Origin of the sequence: Nocardioides rotundus (genome assembly GCF_019931675.1) — a bacterium.
Lineage (GTDB): Bacteria > Actinomycetota > Actinomycetes > Propionibacteriales > Nocardioidaceae > Nocardioides > Nocardioides rotundus.
Genome location: NZ_CP082922.1, coordinates 716,712 through 735,745, shown reverse-complemented (window position 1 = coordinate 735,745; position 19,034 = coordinate 716,712). Strand labels below are relative to the sequence as shown.

Below are 19,034 nucleotides of genomic sequence, written 5' to 3'. Positions count from 1 at the left end.
GGTCGGGCGTGCTCAGGCGGTGCTCTCCCGCGGGTCGATCACGGAGTCGATCACCTGCCGGGCCCATTCAAGCAGGGCGATCCCATCCAATGGACGGCCCCCGACCTTCGCGGTCTGCGGGCGCGGCACCAGCACGGTGTCGAGCTGGGGCTTGACGATCGACTTCGGGTAGAGCCGCAGCACCCGGCTCTCCGGCAGGTCGACCGGGGCGAACCGGACGTTGCGACCGGCGATGGTGACCTCGCCGATGCCGGCCTCGCGGGCCCGCGCGCGGAAGCGCGCGACCAGGAGGAGCGAGGCGACCTCCTGCGGCGGCTCGCCGTACCGGTCCTGCATCTCGGCCAGCAGCAGGTCGACGTCGTCGTCGCTGCGAACCTCGGCCAGGCGCTTGTACATCTCCAGCCGCAGGCGCTCGCTGGGGATGTAGTCGTGCGGCAGGTGCGCGTCGACCGGCAGCTCGATCCGGACCTCGGAGAGCTCCTCGCCGCCGTCCCCCTTGAAGTCGGCGACCGCCTCCCCCACCAGACGGACGTAGAGGTCGAAGCCGACGTCGGCGATGTGCCCGGACTGCTCGCCGCCGAGCAGGTTGCCGGCGCCCCGGATCTCCAGGTCCTTCATCGCGATCGCCATGCCGCCGCCGAGGTCGGAGTGCTGGGCCAGCGTGGCCAGCCGCTCGTGGGCGGTCTCGGTGAGCGGCTTCTCGGCCGGGTAGAGGAAGTAGGCGTAGGCCCGCTCCCGGGAGCGGCCGACCCGGCCGCGCAGCTGGTGCAGCTGGGAGAGGCCGAGGGTGTCGGCCCGCTCGATGATCATCGTGTTGGCGTTGGAGACGTCCAGGCCGGACTCGACGATGGTGGTGCACACCAGAACATCGAAGCGCTTCTCCCAGAAGTCCAGCATCACCTGCTCCAGCTGGTGCTCGCCCATCTGGCCGTGCGCCACGCCCACGCGCGCCTCGGGGACCAGCTCGCGGATCCGGGCGGCCGCCTTCTCGATCGACTGCACCCGGTTGTGGATGAAGAAGACCTGCCCCTCGCGCAGCAGCTCGCGCCGGATCGCGGCGATCACCTGCCGGTCCTCATACGCCCCGACGTAGGTCAGCACCGGGTGCCGCTCCTCCGGCGGCGTGGTGATGGTCGACATCTCCCGGATGCCGGTGACCGCCATCTCCAGGGTCCGCGGGATCGGGGTGGCGCTCATCGAGAGCACGTCCACGCTGGTGCGCAGCCGCTTCATCTGCTCCTTGTGCTCGACGCCGAAGCGCTGCTCCTCGTCGACGATGATCAGCCCGAGGTCCTTGACCCGGACGTCGGGGTTGAGCAGCCGGTGGGTGCCGATGACGATGTCGACGGTGCCGTCGGCCAGCCCGGCCATCACCTCGCGGGCCTCGCGCTCGGTCTGGAAGCGGGACAGGCCGCGGATCTCGACCGGGAACCCGGCCATCCGCTCGGTGAAGGTGGAGAAGTGCTGCTGCACCAGCAGGGTGGTGGGGACGAGTACGACGACCTGCTTGCCGTCCTGCACCGCCTTGAAGGCCGCCCGCACGGCGATCTCGGTCTTGCCGTATCCGACGTCGCCGCAGACCAGCCGGTCCATCGGCACCGTCTGCATCATGTCGGACTTGACCTCGTCGACGGTGGTCAGCTGGTCCGGCGTCTCGACGAACGGGAAGGCGTCCTCGAGCTCGCGCTGCCACGGGGAGTCCGGGCCGAACCGGTGGCCCTTGGTGGCCTGGCGGGCGGCGTAGAGCTTGATCAGCTCCGCGGCGATCTCGCGCACCGCCCGGCGGGCGCGGTTCTTCCGCTTGGTCCAGTCGCCGCCGCCGAGCCGGTCCAGGCTGGGCTGCTCGCCGCCGACGTAGCGGGTGACCTGGTCCAGGCTGTCGGCCGGGACGTAGAGCCGGTCCGGGGGGCCACCGCGCTTGGAGGCGCCGTACTCCAGGACGAGGTACTCCCGGGTCGCGCCCCCGACCTCGCGCTGCCGCATCTCCACGAACCGCCCGACGCCGTGCTGCTCGTGCACCACGTAGTCGCCGGCCTTGAGCTCCAGCGGGTCGACCTGCTGCTTGCGGCGCGCGGGCATGGCGCGCATGTCGCGGGTGGAGGCCTTCTGCCCGGTGAGGTCGTCGCCGGTGAGGAGGACCAGCCCGCGCTCCTCGTCGAGGAACCCGTGGGCCAGGGTGCCGGTGGTGACGGTGACGACGCCGGGGGCCCACTGCTCACCTTCGCCGGTCGAGCCCCCCTCGCTGGTCGAGCCCCCCTCGCCGGTCGAGCCCCCCTCGCTGGTCGAGCCCCCCTCGCCGGTCGAGCCCCCCTCGCTGGTCGAGCCTGTCGAGACCACCAGCCGCGCCGGCACGTCGCGCTCCCCGAGCGCCTCGACCATCCGCTGCGCCGGCCCGGGTCCCGCGTGCACGGTGGTGACCCGGAGGCCGCCGGCGGCCCAGCGGCCGACGTCGGCGATCGCGGCATCGACGTCGCCGCGGTACTCCCGGGCGGGCACGGCGGCCAGCTGACGGGACGGGACGGCGCCCTCGTCGGCGTCGGCGTCCGCGCCTGACGTGCCGGCCTCGGATTCGTCGGCGATGCCGAACGGGCTCAGCGTCCACCAGGACTTCCCCTGCCCGAGCACCGTGCTGCGGACGTCGGAGACGGTGCGGTACGACGCGCCGCTGAGGTCGATGGGCGCCTCGCCCCCGCTCGCGGCGGCGGCCCACGAGGCGCCGAGGAACTCCTCGGAGGTGGCGACCAGGTCGTGGGCGCGCGAGCGGGCCCGCTCGGGGTCGAGGACGACCACGTGCGTGTCGGCGGGGAGCAGGTCGACCAGCAGCTCCATCTCGTCGACCAGCGCCGGGGCGAGGGACTCCATGCCCTCGACGGCGATGCCCTGCGCGAGCTTGTCGGTGAGCTCGAGTAGCTGCGGGTTCGCCTCGCCCAGCGCGGCGGCGCGGCGCCGTACCTCCTCGGTGAGCAACAGCTCCCGGCACGGCGGCGCCCACAGCCGGCCGACCGGCTCGAGGGTGCGCTGGTCGGCGACGGAGAAGGAGCGGATCTCCTCGACCTCGTCGCCCCAGAACTCCACCCGCAGCGGGTGCTCCTCGGTCGGCGGGAAGACGTCGACGATGCCGCCGCGGACGGCGAACTCGCCGCGCCGCTCGACCAGGTCGACCCGGGAGTACGCCGCGTCGACGAGGCTCTGGACGACCGCCTCGATCGGCTGCTCATCACCAGTGGCGAGCTCGACCGGGGTCAGGTCGGCCAGGCCCTGCACCTGCGGCTGCAGCACCGAGCGGATCGGCGCGACGACCACCGAGAGCGGGCCGTTGGCGGGGTCGTCGCCGGGGTGCCGGAGGCGCCGGAGGACGGCGAGCCGCTGGCCGACGGTGTCGCTGCGGGGCGAGAGCCGCTCGTGCGGCAGCGTCTCCCAGCTGGGGTAGAGCGCCACCGTCGCGGGGTCCACCAGCGAGCCGAGCTCGGCGACCAGGTCCTCGGCCTCCCGCGAGGTCACGGTCACCGCCAGCACGGTGCGGCCGGCGCCGACCAGGCCGGCCACCACGAACGGCCGCAGGGCCGGGGGGCCGGTGAGGTCGAGCGCGGGCTCGGTGCCCTCGCGGGCGTCCGCCATCGCCTCGGCCAACGGCGGGTCGGCGAGGACGGCGGTGAGCAGGTCCGGCAGGGGTCCGGTGGGGGGCAAGGTCGCTCCGAGGCAGTGGGGTGGGCACGCACACGAGCCCCTCGCCGGGGCTCGGTGGGGGGTCGTCCCTCGAAGTCTACGCCGCCGGCCGCCGTCCTAGACTTCGCCGGATGGACCGACCGCGAGCCTCTGCCGGGCTGCCCGAGGGCGTGCTCCGCGCGACGCTGGAGCCGCTCTTCCCGGTCCCGGCCGGCCAGCGGATCGGCGGCGTCCTGGTCCGCCGTGGACCGGTGGTCGCGGGCGAGGCCCGGGTGCTGGTCGGGGCGACGGAGGTGCCGGTCGAGTGGGGCCTCACCTCGCCCAGGGCCGGGCAGCGCTTCCCGGGTGCGCACGACCCGGGCCACAGTCGCTTCCGCGCGACCGCCGACCCCGGGCTCACCGGGCCGGCCCGGCTGGTGGTGCGCGGCCCTGACGGCGACGACGTGGTGCTCGCGACGCTCGACCGGCCGTGGGCGCCGGCCGACCCGGGACTGGACACGCTGCCCGCGATCGCGGCCGCCGTGGACTCCTGGGTCGAGTCCGGCGAGCGCCCCGAGGGCGGGCACGAGCGGCTGCTCGCCGGGTTGGGCGCCGTACCCGTGGCCGACCGCGACCGTCGGTGGGTGGAGACGTTCACCCTGGCCAACCTCGCCTTCCGGGCCCTGCCGCGTCAGGCCTTCCAGGACCTGGTGCGCCTGCGCCGAGCCCATGCCGAGGAGGACGACCTCCCGGCCTTCGCCCGGTTCTGGGGGCGTGCGGAGCGGGCGCTCGACGGGCAGGTGCTGACCGCGCACGGCTACGAGCCCGCGATCGCCGAGCGGCCCGCCGACCAGGTCTGGCGCGAGGTCGCGGACGTCTGCTCGGCGGTGCGGGAGCGGGGACTGGAGGTCTACCTCTGTGCCGGGACGCTGCTCGGCCTGGTGCGTGACGGAGCGCCGATCCCCTACGACTACGACGCCGACGTGACGGTCCTGCTGCCCGGCCCGACCGCCGACGCCGCGGCCGAGCAGTTCTGGCGGTTCAAGGAGCGGTTGGCCGCGGACGGCCTGCTGTCCACGGCGTATGAGCGCAAGGAGCGCCACCATGCGCGCATCATCAGCGATTCCGGGCTGCCGGTCGACCTCTTCCCAGGCTGGGTGGACGACGACGGCCGGCTGCGGGCCTGGCCCTACAGCGCGGGCACGGTTCGGGCCGCGGAGGTCCTGCCCCTCGAGCGCGAGACGGTCACCGGCCACGACCTGCCGGTGCCGCGGGTCCCGGACGCGGTGCTGGCAGCGAACTACGGCGCCGACTGGCGACACCCGGACCCGGTGTTCCGGTTCGACTGGCTGACCGCACGAGAGGCCCTGGCCGACTGGGTCGCCGCCTCCGCCGAACGGCGTGGACGCTCACCACTCCGGGACGTTCCTCCGGGCGAGGCCTGACCCCCTCGGGCGTCAGCCGACGGCCGCGAGGACGCCCTCGGGGGTACCGACCGGGCTGCCCGGCGCGCGCGGAGGCACGCAGGCGCACGTGTCGGAGCATGGCAGGAAGGTGTGGGCCGCGTGTCCGCAGGCACTGCACGGCCTGTCGTGCGACAGGTGCTGGCCGCTCGGCGTGCTCCACATGAGGTGTTCATCTCCCGGTGCCGGGTTTGGGTGAGGACCGGACCAGCATGCGCCTCGGTGTCGGCGATGTCCGGCGGATCGGCCCGCGTCGTGGGGAAATGACCCGTCCGGACCATGGGTGGATGACCCGTCTCAGCCCAGGTGACGCGCGAGCAGGTGGTCCAGCCGGTCGTGGCCCTGGTCCAGGTGCCAGTGCTCGGCGAGCAGGCCGACGCCGCGAGCGCCCTCGACGTTGGCGAGGCTGTCGTCGATGAACAGCACCTGGTCCGCTGGAACGCCGAGGCGGTCGAGCACGGTGGAGAAGTACGCCGGCTCGGGCTTGGCCGCGCCGAGTTCGCAGCTCTAGAACGATGAGTCGAACAGGCCGTCGTACTCCAACACGTCGCGCGTGTGGTCGCGGCGCTCGGGGTTCTGGTTGGTGGCCAGGTGGACGCCCAGCCCGCGCTCCCGCAGCCGGTGGACCAGGGCGCGCGAGCGCTCGTCGACCACGATGTCCAGCCCGTCCATCGCGATCCGCGCGACGAACTCCTCGGCGCGGTCGCCGAAGAGCTCGGCGAAGGTGGCCTCCCACCCGGACCGCAGGTCCTGCATCACGCCGTCGGCATCGAGGAGGACGTGGCGGACGGGCACGTCAGTCGGTGCCGTTGCGGCGGACGAAGTCGACGATCTGCTCGGCGAGCTCGGGACGGCACACGATCAGGTCCGGCAGCGAGGTGTCCTCCTCGTTGTAGACCAGCGGGGAGCCGTCGACGCGGGAGCAGTGCAGTCCGGCGGCGCGGGCGACGGCGACCGGCGCGGCGTTGTCCCACTGGTACTGCCCGCCGGCGTGCACGTAGGCGTCGGACACGTCGCGCACGACCGAGAGCACCTTCACGCCGGCCGAGCCCATCGGCACCAGCTCGGCGCCCATCTCCTGGGCCATCTCCTCGACGAACCTCGGCGGGCGGGAGCGGGAGACCGCGATCCGCGGCCGGTCGGCAGTGGAGGGCGGGACCACCGGCGGGGCGGCGGTCGTGAAGGTCTCCCCCAGCGCCGGCTGGGCGACCGCGCCGACGGTCAGCTCGCCGCGCTCCCACAGGGCCACGTGCACCGCCCAGTCGTCGCGCGGCGGCTCGGAGAACTCCCGGGTGCCGTCCAGCGGGTCGATGATCCACACCCGGTCGGCCTGCAGCCGCGCCTTGTCGTCCTCGGCCTCCTCCGAGAGGACCGCGTCGTCGGGGCGGTGCTCGGCGAGCAGCCCGGCGATGAGATCCTGCGCCGCAGCGTCCCCAGCGTCCTTGAGCTCGCGGCCCTCCAGGCCGCGACCCCGCACCTCCAGGAGGACCTCCCCGGCCCGGTCGGCCAGCCACGCGGCGAACTCGTGGTCGTCGGCAGGTGCGCTGTGCTCGGTGCTCGTCGAAGTCACGTCACCAGCCTCTCACGGAGAGTCGCCATTTCGCCCCGGGCTCGTCACCAACACCTAGACTCCGCACTGCGCCGGGTCGACATGTGGAGGGCCCTGAGGGGAGGTGGGAGAGTGCACGAGCGGCGAACGCGGGACGCGTTCCGAGCGCTCCTGTCCCGCCCCGACGCTCCGCTGACCATCCTCGTCGTGGGCTTCCCGCTGTGGTGGATCCTCGGCGTCAGCGAGCTCATGCCCATCGCGGTGGCTCTCCTGATGGCGCGCAATCTCAAGCGCGGCGGCCGGATCAGACTCCCCGGTGGATGGGCACCGTGGGCCCTGTTCCTCGTGTGGGTCACGGCAGGCATCTTCTTGCTGTGGACAGACGCACCGGGCGCTGTGCCCGGCGGAGGCCCGGAACGGTTGGTCGTATACGGCTACCGGTTGACCTGGTACCTGGCCCTGACGTCCGCGTTGCTGTGGGCCGTCAACACGCCGAGCAGCCGACTCCCCCTCCGACGGGTCGCGTCCCTGATGGCGGTCATGTTCGTCTACACGACTGTCGGCGGGATCCTGGGGTCGTTCCTCGGAGCCGTCGAGCTCAAGTCCGCGCTCGAGCTCGTGCTCCCCGCCTCCATCTCCGGAAACGGTTTCGTCAGCTCCCTGATCCACCCCGGCCTCGCGGACGTGCAGGACGTCCTCGGATACGAGGAGCCCCGCCCCAAGGCGCCGTTCGCCTATGCGAACTCCTGGGGATCGAACTACTCGCTGCTGTTGCCCTTCGTGTTCGTCGCCTGGCTCGGTCGCGATCGCTCGACTCGGACCAGACTCCTCGCAGTCGCGCTCCTTCTCGCCTCCTCCATCCCGGTCGTCTACTCACTCAACCGCGGCCTCTGGGCATGCCTGGCCATCGCCGCCGCCGGCGCAGCGCTCCTGAGCGTCCGCCGGCTGGGCACTCGACAGCTGGTGCTGGGCGGTGCCCTGGTCACCGCGCTGGGTCTGCTCGTGATGATGGTGACGCCGCTGGGGACGATGGTCTCGGAGCGGTTCGCGAACCCCCACAGCAACAGCCGACGCCTGGATCTGGCCGTGCTGACGTTGAAGAGTGTGATCGAGGGGTCCCCCGTCGCGGGCTTCGGGAGCACCCGGGACGTGCAAGGCAGCTTCGGCAGCATCGCCGGCGGGTCGACGCCGGAGTGTCCGGCATGCGGGGTCCCTCCCTTGGGGACCCAGGGGCATTTCTGGCTGGTGCTCTTCTCGCAGGGCTTGGTCGGCGTGGTCCTTTTCCTCGGGCTGTTCGTGGTGGCGCTCTTCGCGTTCTGGCGGTGCCGCACTACTCTGGAGGCGCTCGCCACTCTGGCCGTGGTGTTCCTGCTCGTCCAGATGTGGATCTACGACGTTCTGGGGCTGCCGCTCTTCATCACGATGCTCATCGTCGGTCTGGCCTGGCGCGAGCGGTTCGAACAGAGTGAGGCGACCGTCCCGACCACCCTCGCCGGTCTCCAGGCACGGACCCGGGAGTCTCTGCCATTCCTCGCCACGACGATTGCGATCGGAATCCTGGCCGGGGCGGCCCAGTCGCTGATGTCACCCACCCCCAGGACGGGGAGCGTCGACATCCTGGTGCGTCCGTACCCAGTCGTTCTTGCGGCGGACAACTTCGCCCCCGGGGGGAAGGACTGGCAGAGCACTATCGACAACGCAGCCCTCCTGGCGGTGTCCGACACCGTACTGAGCCGCGTGCTGGGGACGGACGATCCCGAGCAGGTGATGGCCCTGCGTCGGCGCACCACCATCAGCGCTACGCCCAACACCCAGGTTCTGACCATCACGGTGCGCACCTTGGCCCAAGGGGACCCGAGCCGGATGGCCAGGGCGATCGCGACCGAGTATCTCGCGCAGGAGGCTCGCTACCTTCGCGAGCGTCACGCCGACGTGGTGGCTCAGTACAACAGGGCCATCGCCATGACCGCCGATGACCTTTACCGGGGAGAGGTGCTCGCGACCCGGGAACGAGGCCCCATCCGAAATGTCCAGTACACACTGGCCGAGGAACTGGGCTGGCTGAACGACACCAGCCGCGATCCGGGGGAGATCCTGCGCAGCAGCGGGGTGACGACCGTACGTCGACAGACCGAGGTGCCGGTCGTGTCCGGCGCGCTGCTCGGTCTCCTGATCGGAGCGGGGCTGGTCGCCTCGGGTGCATCCGTGCGCAGGTCGCGGCTCAGGAGGTGACGCCCGGCTCCGCCGCGCGGCGGTTCCGGAGTTGCCGGGGCACGAGAACCAGAGTGCTCAGGAGCCCGAGGGCGTACCTGCCCGCCAGACGTCGTGGCGCCTGCGCCAGACGCGCGATCCACTCCAGACCGGAGCGCCGCAGGAGCCGCGGTGCTCGCGACTCGTCGCCCGTCACATGACCGAACCACCCACCGACCGTGACGATCACCGCGCCGGCCGGAAGACTCGAGCGGTGCTCGTGACACCAGATCATCTCCCGGGGAGCACCGAGACCCACGAGGACCACGTCGGGGTTGGCTGAGCGGACCTCCGCCAGCGGCTCGGACCAGGCCTGCTGGTAACCGTCATGGGTGGCGACGATCTCCGCGGCCCCGGGTGCCTCGGCGAGGATCGTCGCCGCCGCGCGCTCGGCCAGCCCTGGAGGACCACCGATCAGCGCCACCCGGGCGGGACGCCCCCTGCGGGACGCGATCCCGCGAAGGATCTCCCAGCCGATGTCCGTCGTCGGAGCCCGCTCGATGTGCCGGGCACCGGCGAGGCGGGCCAGACCCACTACGGACCCGCCGTCCGCGTACACCAGGTCTCCCGCTCTCATCGCCGTCACGAAGTCGCGGTCACCGCGCGCGTTGAGGCCACCGACGTGCAGGGCGTAGGCGGTCCGAGCCGTCGGCGTGCCGGCGAGGTCAACGATCGACCGCACGATCTCCGCACTGCCGGCATCCCGCACCGGGAACGGTCCGACCCGAACGACTCCCTCGTCCCCTCTCACGAGCTCACTTCGCCTGGATGACGACGGAGAAGGCGGTCGCCTTGGTCACCTCGACCGTGCTGGCCGTCCCTGCGGACCACGCCCCGATGGGTGCAGGGCTGCCCGAGTCGGCGACGACGGTGCTGACCTTCCCGGCACCGCCACTCGCGGCACGCGTCCGCTCCGCGGCGTCCGAGGGGAGGCGCCACATCGGCTCGGCGACCGAGGACTTCTCCGACCAGACGGTCACGACCCACGATCCGGGCGAGGACACCTGCACCGTGGGGGCTGGGTGCTCGATGCTGGCCGTGTTCTGCAGACTGCCGGCCGTGTCCGTGACCTGTGCGCCCGCGCTGCCACGGTAGGCGCTCACGGTCAGGGTCGACTTGGAGTAGGCATCGGTAGTCGCCGACACAGTCCGTCCAGCATCCGCACTGGTCGCAACACGCGTCCACAGACGCCCGCTGACGCCGGTGCCATCGACGCTTTCTGCGAGCGTCCATCCAGGCGGCGGCGTGATGGCCGCGTTGGTGTTGCTGGTCATCGCCAGCACCAGGACGTCGCCGGCACGGACACCGGCGGGGATAGCCACGTCGTGGACGAGTCTGTTGCCGCCCGTCCCGACGCTGGCGACCTGGGTGAGGGCTGCCTGCTCCCCGGACCGGACCGTGACCTCTCGGGTCACCGTGTCGAGGCTCCCACCGTCGGAGACCGTCAATCGCACGGGATAGGTGCCCGAGGTCGGGAAGGAGTGGGTCACCGAGACCCCCGAGCCCGACTCGCCGTCACCGAAGTCCCATCCGAAAGTGAGCGGATCGCCCTCGGGGTCGCTGCTCCCCGACCCGTCGAGCACGCAGGTCAGGTTGTCGCAGGACACGCTCATCGCTGCGGTCGGTGCCGCGTTGGGGCGGGTCGCCTGGACCTCACGGGTCATGCTCGCCGTACGACCCGAGCTGGTCGTTACCCGCAAGGTGACCGAGTAGGTGCCGGCGGCGGTGTAGGTGTGCTCGGGCGCGACACCCGAGCCCGTGGTGCCATCCCCGAACGTCCATGCGTAGCTGGTGATGGATCCGACCGAGCCGGCGCTCGACTCGGAGGCGTCGAACTGACAGGTGGTGCCGGCACAGGTCGACCCGAACGATGCCGCCGGCGGGGTCTCCGCCACGGCGCCCTGGTAGACGAAGACCGCGCGTCCGCCCCAGGACTGACCCGAGCCACCCGTGAGGGTGGTCGTCGTGCCGGGGGCCGGCGACCCGGAGACTGCACCGTCGCTCCACTGAGCCCGCTGCAGGCTCCCGTTGGACTGCACGACGTAGATCGAGGTGCCCGCCACGAACATGCCGCGAATAGAGGAGAGCGACAGTCCCCCGGTGGGTGCGGTCAGCCGCTTGGCGCCGACGACGTCGCTCTCCGGCTCGAAGTAGCGGTAGTAGAGCGCCGACGAGCCGGACATCGTGTAGTAGAGGCGTCCATTGTCGAAGAACATGGCGGTGATCCGGGCGACGTCGTTGTGCCACTCGCTGAGTGAGACGAGCTCGTCCTGCGTGTCGACTGCCACCGGAGTGCCGTAGCTGGTTCCATCGAACGATCGGCGGCTGAAGCTACCGTCGGAATGGCCCAGGTAGAGCTGTCCGTTGATCATGAAGCCGCCCCGTACGCCAGTCCAGGCGACGTTGCCCCGCGGGGAGCTCGCGGGCGCGGGGGCTGCACCGGTGCCGCCGTACTGACGCTGCACTAGCTGATCGGAGACGCGGCCCCAGGAGTCGAGGACGCCGCCGGTGTAGACGCGGTTGGGCAGTGTTGGCCGAGTCGTGGCCGGCTTGATCGATCCGGGCAGGGGCATCAGGGCGATGCGTCCCCGGGGCTGGCCTCCGATGACGGTCGTGTCCGAACCCACCCACAGGCCCTGTGGCGTGTACATGAAGTCGAAGACACCCACACCGCGATCACGTGTCGGATTCCACGACAACGGAAGCCCGTTCGTGCCGTCCAACGCTGCGATGCCCGCCCGAGACACCGCGCCGGCGGCGGCACGGTCGGCACCGTAGGGATTGTTCCACCAACGCTGGTGACCACCGACGTAGACGACGTCCTCGGGAGTCACCTCAACGGCGAAGGACGTGTCTCCCCCGGTGTAGTCCACCCACGAGGGAGGGTCCCCTTGCTTGGTCGATCCAACCTCGAAGCGTGCAGCGGTGTCACAGGGACCGGTGGAGCCGCCGTAGCTCCCCGTCGTCGTGACCACGAAGTAGCGGCCGTCCGGCGAGATGTCCAGATCCCGCATGTAGCTGTAGAAGATCGGGTTGCACGACGCCTCATAGAAGCCCGTCTGCCAGTTCGAGAGGGCCGCCTGGGCTCCGGTCAGGTCGAGCTTCGCGATCTGGTGCCGCTTGAGTCCACTGACCGTGTCGAAGTTCCCGATCAGGACCAGTGCAGAGCCGTCCGGGGTGACATCCATCTTCATCGTCGTCGGGTACCCCGCCTGGTGGACCCCGGCGACCACCAGCCCCATATACGGGTCGAAGGCACCGGTGCTCGGGTTCACCGTGGCCAAGGCGGCCTGGGCCCGCCCCGCCACGTGCGTGAAGGCGCCACCGACCCACAGTCGCCCACCCGCGAGACGAAGGTCGTTGACCTTGCCGGCGATGTTGCCCGCGTCGAACGGCATCACCTGGCCGGTGTCCACCCGCACTCGAGCGAGGTTCTTGCGGGCGACGCCACCGATCGTGCGGAAGTTGCCGCCCACGAACACGGACACGCCGTCGCCCGCGGGGATCACCACCTCGACCGGGCCGTCCACGGCGGGAGCGAACGTCCGGCTGATCTGCCCCGTCGACGCGTCGAACGCCAGCAGCGAGCTGCGCGGAACCCCGGTGGTGGCACCGGGATCGTTGGCGCTGGTGAATGTGCCGCCGAGGACAACAAGAGAGCCGACCTTGGCGATGCTGTTGACCGCCCCGTCACGGACGTCGGGAGTCGAGCGAGCCGGAACCTCACTCACCACCGGCGCGGCCGGCGTATCCGCCGCGGCCGACCCCAGACCGGACAGGAACAGTCCGACAACCACCAGTGGCACGGCGACACGCCGAACCTTGCCACGCCAATGCTCGACCAACCCCACGAGTGCCCCCACTCCCCAGAACTGCCACCCAACTAAGGTTCAGCGTATAGCATCTGCGGAGCCCGAAAATCGTCGATTCCCCGAGTCAGAACTAGGGACTGCTCGTTCGTGACCAAAGTTCAGGGGGAAGAATCACGATCACGTCAGAACACACCGAGGGGGAGGACGAGTCTCAGTGCCCAGCAGCACCCGCGGCCGGCGCACCTCGGTCGCCCTGATCGCCATCCTCGTGCTGGCCGCGATCGGAGCGGCCGTGGGCTACACCCTCGCCTTGACCTTGGGGCAGACCCGCACCGCGACCGCATCCGTTCTCGTCGCGCCGCTGATCGGCAACCCCTACCAACCCGAGGGTGAGGGTGACAACCTGCTGAACGTGCAGAGCGAGGCGGAGGTCGTTCGCTCGGACGCGGTTCTCGAAGGGGCCGCCGCGCGGTCCGGTCTGCAGGTCCCGGACCTGCGGGACATGCTCACCACCACGGTCACCGACAACAGCCAGATCGTCACCATCTCCGTTGCCGCGGAGACGGGCGATACCGCCACCCAGGTCACGCGCGACGTCGCGGAGTCCTTCCTCGACTTCCGGACCGAGCGGGCAGAGCAGACGCTCACGGACCGCTCCAGCCAGCTCGACCAGCAGCTCAGTGACATCAGCGATCGACGCGCAGAACTGGTCCAGGAAGTGGCCGCCTCCAGCGGCATCCGCGCCTCGCTGCTGCGCGAGGAGATCTACTCCCTGAACACCCAGGCCTCGGCACTCCAGGGCGAGCTCGCGGCCATGGAGGCGACGCCGCGGGATCCTGGTCAGGTCGTCACGGTGGACCTGGCCCCGCGCGGCCCACAGACCCGGCCCGAGGTCATGGCACCCGCGGTGGCGCTTGTAATGGCCATCCCCGGCATCCTCCTGCTGCTGCGCAGCAGGAGGGCGACCTCGGTCGTCCAGAGGCGCGCGGACTTCGAAGGCGTGTCGGCGCCCATCCTCGGGGAGATCTCCGAGGAGGACCGTGATGACCCGGAGAACAGCTCCGCCGTCCGCGATCTCCGCAACAACGTGCTCGACCGATCGAGCGAGCACGACCGGGTCCTCCTGCTCACCGCCGCGCTCAACCCTCCGGAAGCGGCGGACGCGGCCCCCGCGCTGGCCGAGGCGCTGGCGCAGACCCGGCGCTCCACCCTGCTCATCTCGCTCGACGGCGCGACCGACTCGGCCGAGCGTCCGGGCCTGGCCGACGTCCTGCGCGGTGACAGCGCTCTGCGGGACTGCATCGTGCGTGCACCGGGCGGCTATGATCTGCTCGCCGCGGGGACGTCGCCCGAGTCGTTGGAGGACCTGCTCGTCTCCCCCAGGATGTCCGACGTGATGAGGCATGTCGGCGAGTACGACCTCGTCCTCCTCACCTCGGGGCTCCGGGGGTGGGACGCACGCCCCCCGCTGGTCCGTCTCGCGGACGCGGAGCTGATCGAGGTTCATTCCGGTACCTCACGACGGCAACAGGTCGACGACCTGGTGCGTGCTGAGCACCGTGACGTGCCGGTGCTCGGTCTCGTGTTGCGCGGTCCGCGCACGGGCACCCGGGCGGCCGCCAGGCGGCGCCGCGGGCCACGATGACCGACCACTCCGACAAGCACCTCAAGAAGGTCGCGAAGGGCGGCGCGCTCGGTCTCGTCGGCGCCGGCTTCTCCGGAATCTCGGGATTCCTCCTGGTGGGTGTCGTCACGAACATGGTCAGCCTGGAGACCTCCGGCCACCTGTTCACGTTGACCTCCGCGTTCCTCCTGGTCAGCTCACTGTGCGTTCTGGGCGCCGACACCGGACTCGCCCGGTTCCTGCTGCGGTTCGAGAAGCACGAGCGGCACGCCGACATCCCGGGACTGATCCGGGTGGCGGCACAGCCGGTGGCGCTCGTGACCTTCGCGGCGGCCGGCATCACCTTCGGGCTCGCCGACCCCCTGGCAGACCTCCTGTCCCTCGATCCGTCGACCGGGCCGTCCGCGGTCAGAGTCATGGCGCTCGTCCTGCCCGCGGCGGTCGCGTTGCTGTTCTTCGTCGCCGGGTCATTGGCGTTCGGCAGCGTGCGCGGGATGGTCCTGGTCGACCAGACACTCCGGCCCACTCTCCAACTCGTGGCGGTCTGGGTGGCGGCTGCCACCGGGGCCGGTCTCGTCGGCCTCACCTGGGCGTGGTCGCTGACGTTCGTCGTGGCGGCACCGCTGGCCGGCGTCATGTTCCTGGCAATCACCCGGCGGCGTCGTGAGGGCTATCCCGAGCCGAGCACGCGGCCGACCGACCGCCGCGCCCTGGCCAAGGAGTTCTGGGCGTTCGCGTGGCCGCGCAGCATCACCCGGATGGCGCAGATGGCCATCCAGCGACTCGACATCGTGCTCATCGCCGCGCTGTCCACCGCCGCGAACGCGGCGCTGTACACGGCAGCCACCCGCTTCATCGTCGTCGGGCAGATGGCCAACCAAGCGATTCAGCAGGTGCTCCTGCCACGGTTCGCGACACTCATCGCCGAGGACGACATCGACTCCCTGCGCCGCGTCTACCAACTCTCGACCGCATGGTCCATGGCGCTCTCCTGGCCGGTCTACGTCGGTGTCGCCGGGTGTGTCCACCTCTACCTCCGGATCTTCGGGAGGAGCTACGACACCTTCGACACGACACTGACGGTGCTCATCATGGCGGCCGCGATGATGATCTCGGTCGCGGTGGGACCCGCCGACTCTCTGCTCCTGATGGCGGGACGCAGTGGACTCAGCCTGGCCAACACCTTCATCGCGCTGGCGATCGACGTCGTCGGCTGCATCATCTTGATCCCCCTTGTCGGCGTGTGGGGGGCGGCCATCGCCTGGGCGCTGGCCGTGGCCACCCGAGGACTCCTCGGGCTCCTGCAGATCCGCTTCCTCCTGAGGATCGGGGGCCTGGGCACACCGGTCCTGATCGTGATGGCGGCCGTGCTGGGCACCATCGCCCTCCCCCTGGGAGTGGCCAACGCGATGGGCTACACCTCATGGAGCATCATGCTGCCGCTGCTGGGAGTATGCGCCATCGTCTACACCGGTGTGCTGCTGCTGGCAGGGCGGCCGCTCGCGCTCGACGCCTTCCTTCCAGGCCTGGCCTCGACGGACAAGGATGCGAGGTCATGACCACGGCGCTCTTCGAGAGCTGGCGCGGCCAGTTCAACGACAACCCTCGCGAGATCTACGAGCGTCTCCTCGACCGTCTGCCGGGGACCGACGCCCGATGGGTCGGAGGCGACGCACTACCGCAGCAGATCCGTGGTCTGAGGCGGCACTCCCCCGCCCATCTGTGGTTCCTCCGCCGGGCCGGCCTCTTCGTCACCAACGACATCCTCACCCAACGGATACCGGGAAGCCCCCACGGAACCTATCTGCAGACGTGGCACGGCTCGCCGCTGAAGCTGCTCGGATTCGACGAGCGTTCCCTTGCCTACGCGGGCGCGTCGGAGCACCTGCGCAGGGTGGAGCGTGACGTCAAGAGCTGGGACGTGCTCCTCTCGCAGAGCCCGGCCGTGACGCCGTACCTCCGGTCCGCCTTCGGCTTCGACGGCCCCGTATGGGAGTGCGGCTATCCGCGCAACGATGTGCTGCGCAGTCCCGAGGCCCCGGAGATCCGGAGTTCGACGCGCGCGGCACTCGGTCTCGACGACGACGATGTGGTCGTGCTCTCCGCTCCGACCTGGCGCGACTACGAGATGGTCGACGGACACTCGACGGACACTCCCCCGGTCATCGACTACGACGATCTCGTGGCTCGGCTTCCCGAAGGCGTCGTGGTGCTGGCCAGGATGCACAAGAACGTGCAGAAGCACCCGGACGCGACGGGTCCTGGCTTTCGTGACGTCTCCGCCTTCCCCGACATCAACCACCTCTTCCTCGCCTGCGACGTGTTGGTGTCGGACTACTCCTCGGCCATCTTCGACTTCGCAGCGACCCGGAAGCCGATCATCTGTTATGTGCCGGACCTGGAGCGATACGAGGAGACTCGAGGCTTCTACGTCGACTACCAAGAGTGGGCACCGGGACCCGTCGTCCGCACCGTTGAGGATCTGGCCCAGTTGCTCGCCGACGCGGGACTGGTCGGCCAGGCGCATGGGGCCAAGCTTGAGCAGTTCATCCAGACCTACTGCCCGCTCGACGACGGAAACGCCGGCGAACGGGTGGTGGAGCGACTAATCCGAGAGGGGCTGGTCTGAGCGCCACGACGGCGTTCGACCCATCAGGTCGGCAAGCTGCCGGTCAAGCGGTTCGAAGTAGTCGCGCAGGCGCTCCTCCAGCCGCGGATCGAGAGACGCCGACGCGCCTGCATTCCACCGCTCCAACGGCGGCATGGTGCTCCGCGGCAGTCCCAGCCACTCCTCCAAAGGCTGCAGCTCCGATCCCGGATCGGCGAACATGCGCCCTGCGTCGACGATGAAGACGCGCTCACGCCCCAGCGCGGCGACATACCGCTCGATCTGCTCGTGATAGCGGCTGCGAGCCAGGTAGCCGTGATGCCGGTGCTCGTAGTTCTCGCTGTGCTGGTCGCTGGTGAGCTGTTCGACCGCTCCCGCGAGGCGCTCCTCCTCCCTCGCGAGCGCCTCCTCGAAGTCCAGGTCCTCGAAGCCGCGGCGCCGCTCGTGGCCATGCGCTGAGGAGGCCCTCTCCACGGGGTCGCGGACGACGACCACCACCTTCACGTCCGGCAGGCTCTCGGCGATCCGTCGGGCCGCGAGGGGATGGAAGAGGTAGTAGCCGCTGGACTCAAAGGCCAAGAGCCCGGAGCTCCGACGTCGAAGGGGGAAGTGGGATCGGTACCACCGCATCCCCCGGTCGTACTCAAGGTCGAAGTATCCGACCCCCTTCACCTGGGTGGGCCGTCGGACCAGCGGATGGGCCGCGAGCAGCCTGAACAGGCTCGTGGTTCCCGAACGTTGGGCGCCCACTACGATGAAGTCCGGGGCTGGGCGCCATCTCGCCGTCAGCAGCCCCCACCCTTGGACGACCCCGCGCAGACGCTTCACCAGCGTCGGCGGCAACGCTCGCCGCAGCCGTCCGGTCGCAGTCCGTACGGTCCTCTTCAAGCTCATCAGCGGTCCGCCTCCAACCAGTGACGCAGCGTCTCAAGGGCCAGCAGTCCGGTACGACGGGCCGTGCTGATGTCCCTGCCCTTCTCCGTGGCCAGTAGGTAGCGCAGCGTCAAGGACACCAGGTATGCGGATGCGCCGAGCAACTGTGGAAGACGGTCGGGACTCGGTTCACCCACCGCGGCGCGAATCCCAGCACGGAAGGACTCGTCGGTCAGGCCCTGGTTCAGGGTACGAGTGAAGACCTCGTAGTGACAGTCGTCCATCAACGGCGGAACACCGGTCTCAAACCGTTCGAAGTCCCAGAGCTGAATCCTCGAGCCGCGTCGTGCCATGTTCCAGGGGGCCCAGTCGCCATGCCACGCGCCGACGGGCGTCTCATACTCCCGGGTCCGCTCGACCAGCCGGTCCATGGCAAGGCGTAAAGCCACAGCCGCGCGCCCGTCTCTCAGCTCGCCGATTTCGGAGGTCCACCGCTCCCATATCGGCATCCGCGTCACCGGCACCGCCGGCTGCCGAAAGGCCTCGAAGAAGCCCTCGATGGCTCCGCGGGGCCTCTGCCCGACGAGATGAGGGGGCTGCCACGGCGTCGTCCGCAGCTGCGACATCACCAGCACCTCACAGCCGCGCCACGTTGTCGCGTGAATCAGCTTCGGAACCTCGATCGACCTGGGGAGCCGCGCGGCGTTCAGCTCACCCAGGGCATGTCCCTCGTTCCGCACGAACGGCGCAGTCAGCTGCGTGAGACCCACCTTCGCGAACCCGAGGCGACGGCCTTGCCGGCTGCAGATCTGAAGCACGGGCTTGCGGTTCATCCGGTCCGCCACGCCCATCGACAGAGCAACGCTGACCGGCTGATCGAAGATCTCCGAGAGCAACTGCTGCAGGGAGCCGTCGAGCGACTCGACCTCGATCACGTCGCCGCTGGTCAGGTCACCCGCGACCCCGAGCGTGACAGCGGCTGCGACTCGTTTGACCGACTCCTGAGGAGTGAGGGAGGTGCTGAACCGCAACATCGCTGCTGCGGCTGCACGCCCGTCGTCTGCGGGGACGACCATGCGCGGGGTCGCCAGCGAGGGCAGGACACGGAAGGCGTGGCCGGACCTGGCGGGTCCCCGACTCAACTTCGGGGATCCGGCTGGCCAGAGTTGGTCGATCACCTCGAGGTAGGCGTCGATCGGTGCGGGCATCC

12 protein-coding genes and 1 pseudogene are annotated in these 19,034 nt (G+C 70.4%); 5 read left to right on the top strand and 8 right to left on the bottom strand.

Annotation, left to right across the window (positions count from 1 at the left end):
* Positions 1-12: 12 nt before the first annotated feature.
* Complete coding sequence (gene mfd / locus K8W59_RS03495; protein WP_223400062.1) at positions 13-3,618, bottom strand: transcription-repair coupling factor; 3,606 nt, start codon at positions 3,616-3,618, stop codon at positions 13-15.
* A 179-nt stretch (positions 3,619-3,797) separates the two neighbouring features.
* Between mfd and K8W59_RS03490 the strand changes: the two genes are divergently transcribed.
* Positions 3,798-5,090 carry a LicD family protein gene (locus K8W59_RS03490; protein WP_223397370.1) on the top strand — a complete coding sequence of 431 codons (1,293 nt, stop codon included), beginning with the start codon at positions 3,798-3,800 and terminating at the stop codon, positions 5,088-5,090.
* Positions 5,091-5,405: 315 nt separating this feature from the next.
* Here the strand turns inward: K8W59_RS03490 and K8W59_RS03485 are convergent.
* The 3 genes and pseudogenes from K8W59_RS03485 to K8W59_RS03475 form a co-directional block, all read right to left on the bottom strand.
* Positions 5,406-5,600: pseudogene (locus K8W59_RS03485) on the bottom strand (HAD-IA family hydrolase); the annotation flags it as partial.
* Positions 5,601-5,615: 15 nt separating this feature from the next.
* The gene (locus K8W59_RS03480; protein ID WP_223397368.1) at positions 5,616-5,903 is read right to left on the bottom strand and encodes an HAD family hydrolase; all 288 of its coding nucleotides are present in this window, start codon (positions 5,901-5,903) and stop codon (positions 5,616-5,618) included.
* A gap of 1 nt (position 5,904) precedes the next feature.
* Positions 5,905-6,678: a 3'(2'),5'-bisphosphate nucleotidase CysQ gene (locus K8W59_RS03475; protein WP_223397367.1), complete on the bottom strand. Its 774-nt coding sequence runs from the start codon at positions 6,676-6,678 to the stop codon at positions 5,905-5,907.
* A 186-nt stretch (positions 6,679-6,864) separates the two neighbouring features.
* Between K8W59_RS03475 and K8W59_RS03470 the strand changes: the two genes are divergently transcribed.
* Positions 6,865-8,889 carry a hypothetical protein gene (locus tag K8W59_RS03470; protein WP_223397366.1) on the top strand — a complete coding sequence of 675 codons (2,025 nt, stop codon included), beginning with the start codon at positions 6,865-6,867 and terminating at the stop codon, positions 8,887-8,889.
* Here the strand turns inward: K8W59_RS03470 and K8W59_RS03465 are convergent.
* Both K8W59_RS03465 and K8W59_RS03460 read right to left on the bottom strand, forming a co-directional pair.
* Entirely contained in the window at positions 8,879-9,589 is a 711-nt protein-coding gene (locus K8W59_RS03465; protein WP_223397365.1) for a WecB/TagA/CpsF family glycosyltransferase, read from the bottom strand. The genes K8W59_RS03470 and K8W59_RS03465 overlap by 11 nt on opposite strands.
* Positions 9,590-9,662: 73 nt before the next feature.
* Complete coding sequence (locus tag K8W59_RS03460) at positions 9,663-12,704, bottom strand: PKD domain-containing protein (RefSeq protein ID WP_223397364.1); 3,042 nt, start codon at positions 12,702-12,704, stop codon at positions 9,663-9,665.
* Between the two features lie 229 nt (positions 12,705-12,933).
* Here K8W59_RS03460 and K8W59_RS03455 point away from each other — a divergent pair, with 229 nt between their 5' ends.
* The 3 genes from K8W59_RS03455 to K8W59_RS03445 are packed head-to-tail and all read left to right on the top strand — an operon-like array spanning position 12,934 to position 16,972.
* Positions 12,934-14,364, top strand: a complete 1,431-nt coding sequence (locus tag K8W59_RS03455; RefSeq protein WP_223397363.1) for a hypothetical protein — start codon at positions 12,934-12,936, stop codon at positions 14,362-14,364.
* Positions 14,361-15,902 carry a lipopolysaccharide biosynthesis protein gene (locus tag K8W59_RS03450; RefSeq protein ID WP_223397362.1) on the top strand — a complete coding sequence of 514 codons (1,542 nt, stop codon included), beginning with the start codon at positions 14,361-14,363 and terminating at the stop codon, positions 15,900-15,902. Before K8W59_RS03455 ends, K8W59_RS03450 begins: the two co-directional genes overlap by 4 nt.
* On the top strand, positions 15,899-16,972 hold the full coding sequence (locus K8W59_RS03445; protein WP_223397361.1) for a CDP-glycerol glycerophosphotransferase family protein: 1,074 nt from the start codon (positions 15,899-15,901) through the stop codon (positions 16,970-16,972). The genes K8W59_RS03450 and K8W59_RS03445 overlap by 4 nt, the downstream gene beginning before the upstream one ends.
* Here K8W59_RS03445 and K8W59_RS03440 read toward each other — a convergent pair.
* Together K8W59_RS03440 and K8W59_RS03435 are read right to left on the bottom strand one after the other, a co-directional pair.
* Positions 16,949-17,845 carry a sulfotransferase domain-containing protein gene (locus tag K8W59_RS03440; RefSeq protein WP_223397360.1) on the bottom strand — a complete coding sequence of 299 codons (897 nt, stop codon included), beginning with the start codon at positions 17,843-17,845 and terminating at the stop codon, positions 16,949-16,951. The genes K8W59_RS03445 and K8W59_RS03440 overlap by 24 nt on opposite strands.
* Positions 17,845-19,032: a hypothetical protein gene (locus tag K8W59_RS03435; RefSeq protein ID WP_223397359.1), complete on the bottom strand. Its 1,188-nt coding sequence runs from the start codon at positions 19,030-19,032 to the stop codon at positions 17,845-17,847. Before K8W59_RS03435 ends, K8W59_RS03440 begins: the two co-directional genes overlap by 1 nt.
* Between the last annotated feature and the right edge of the window lie 2 nt (positions 19,033-19,034).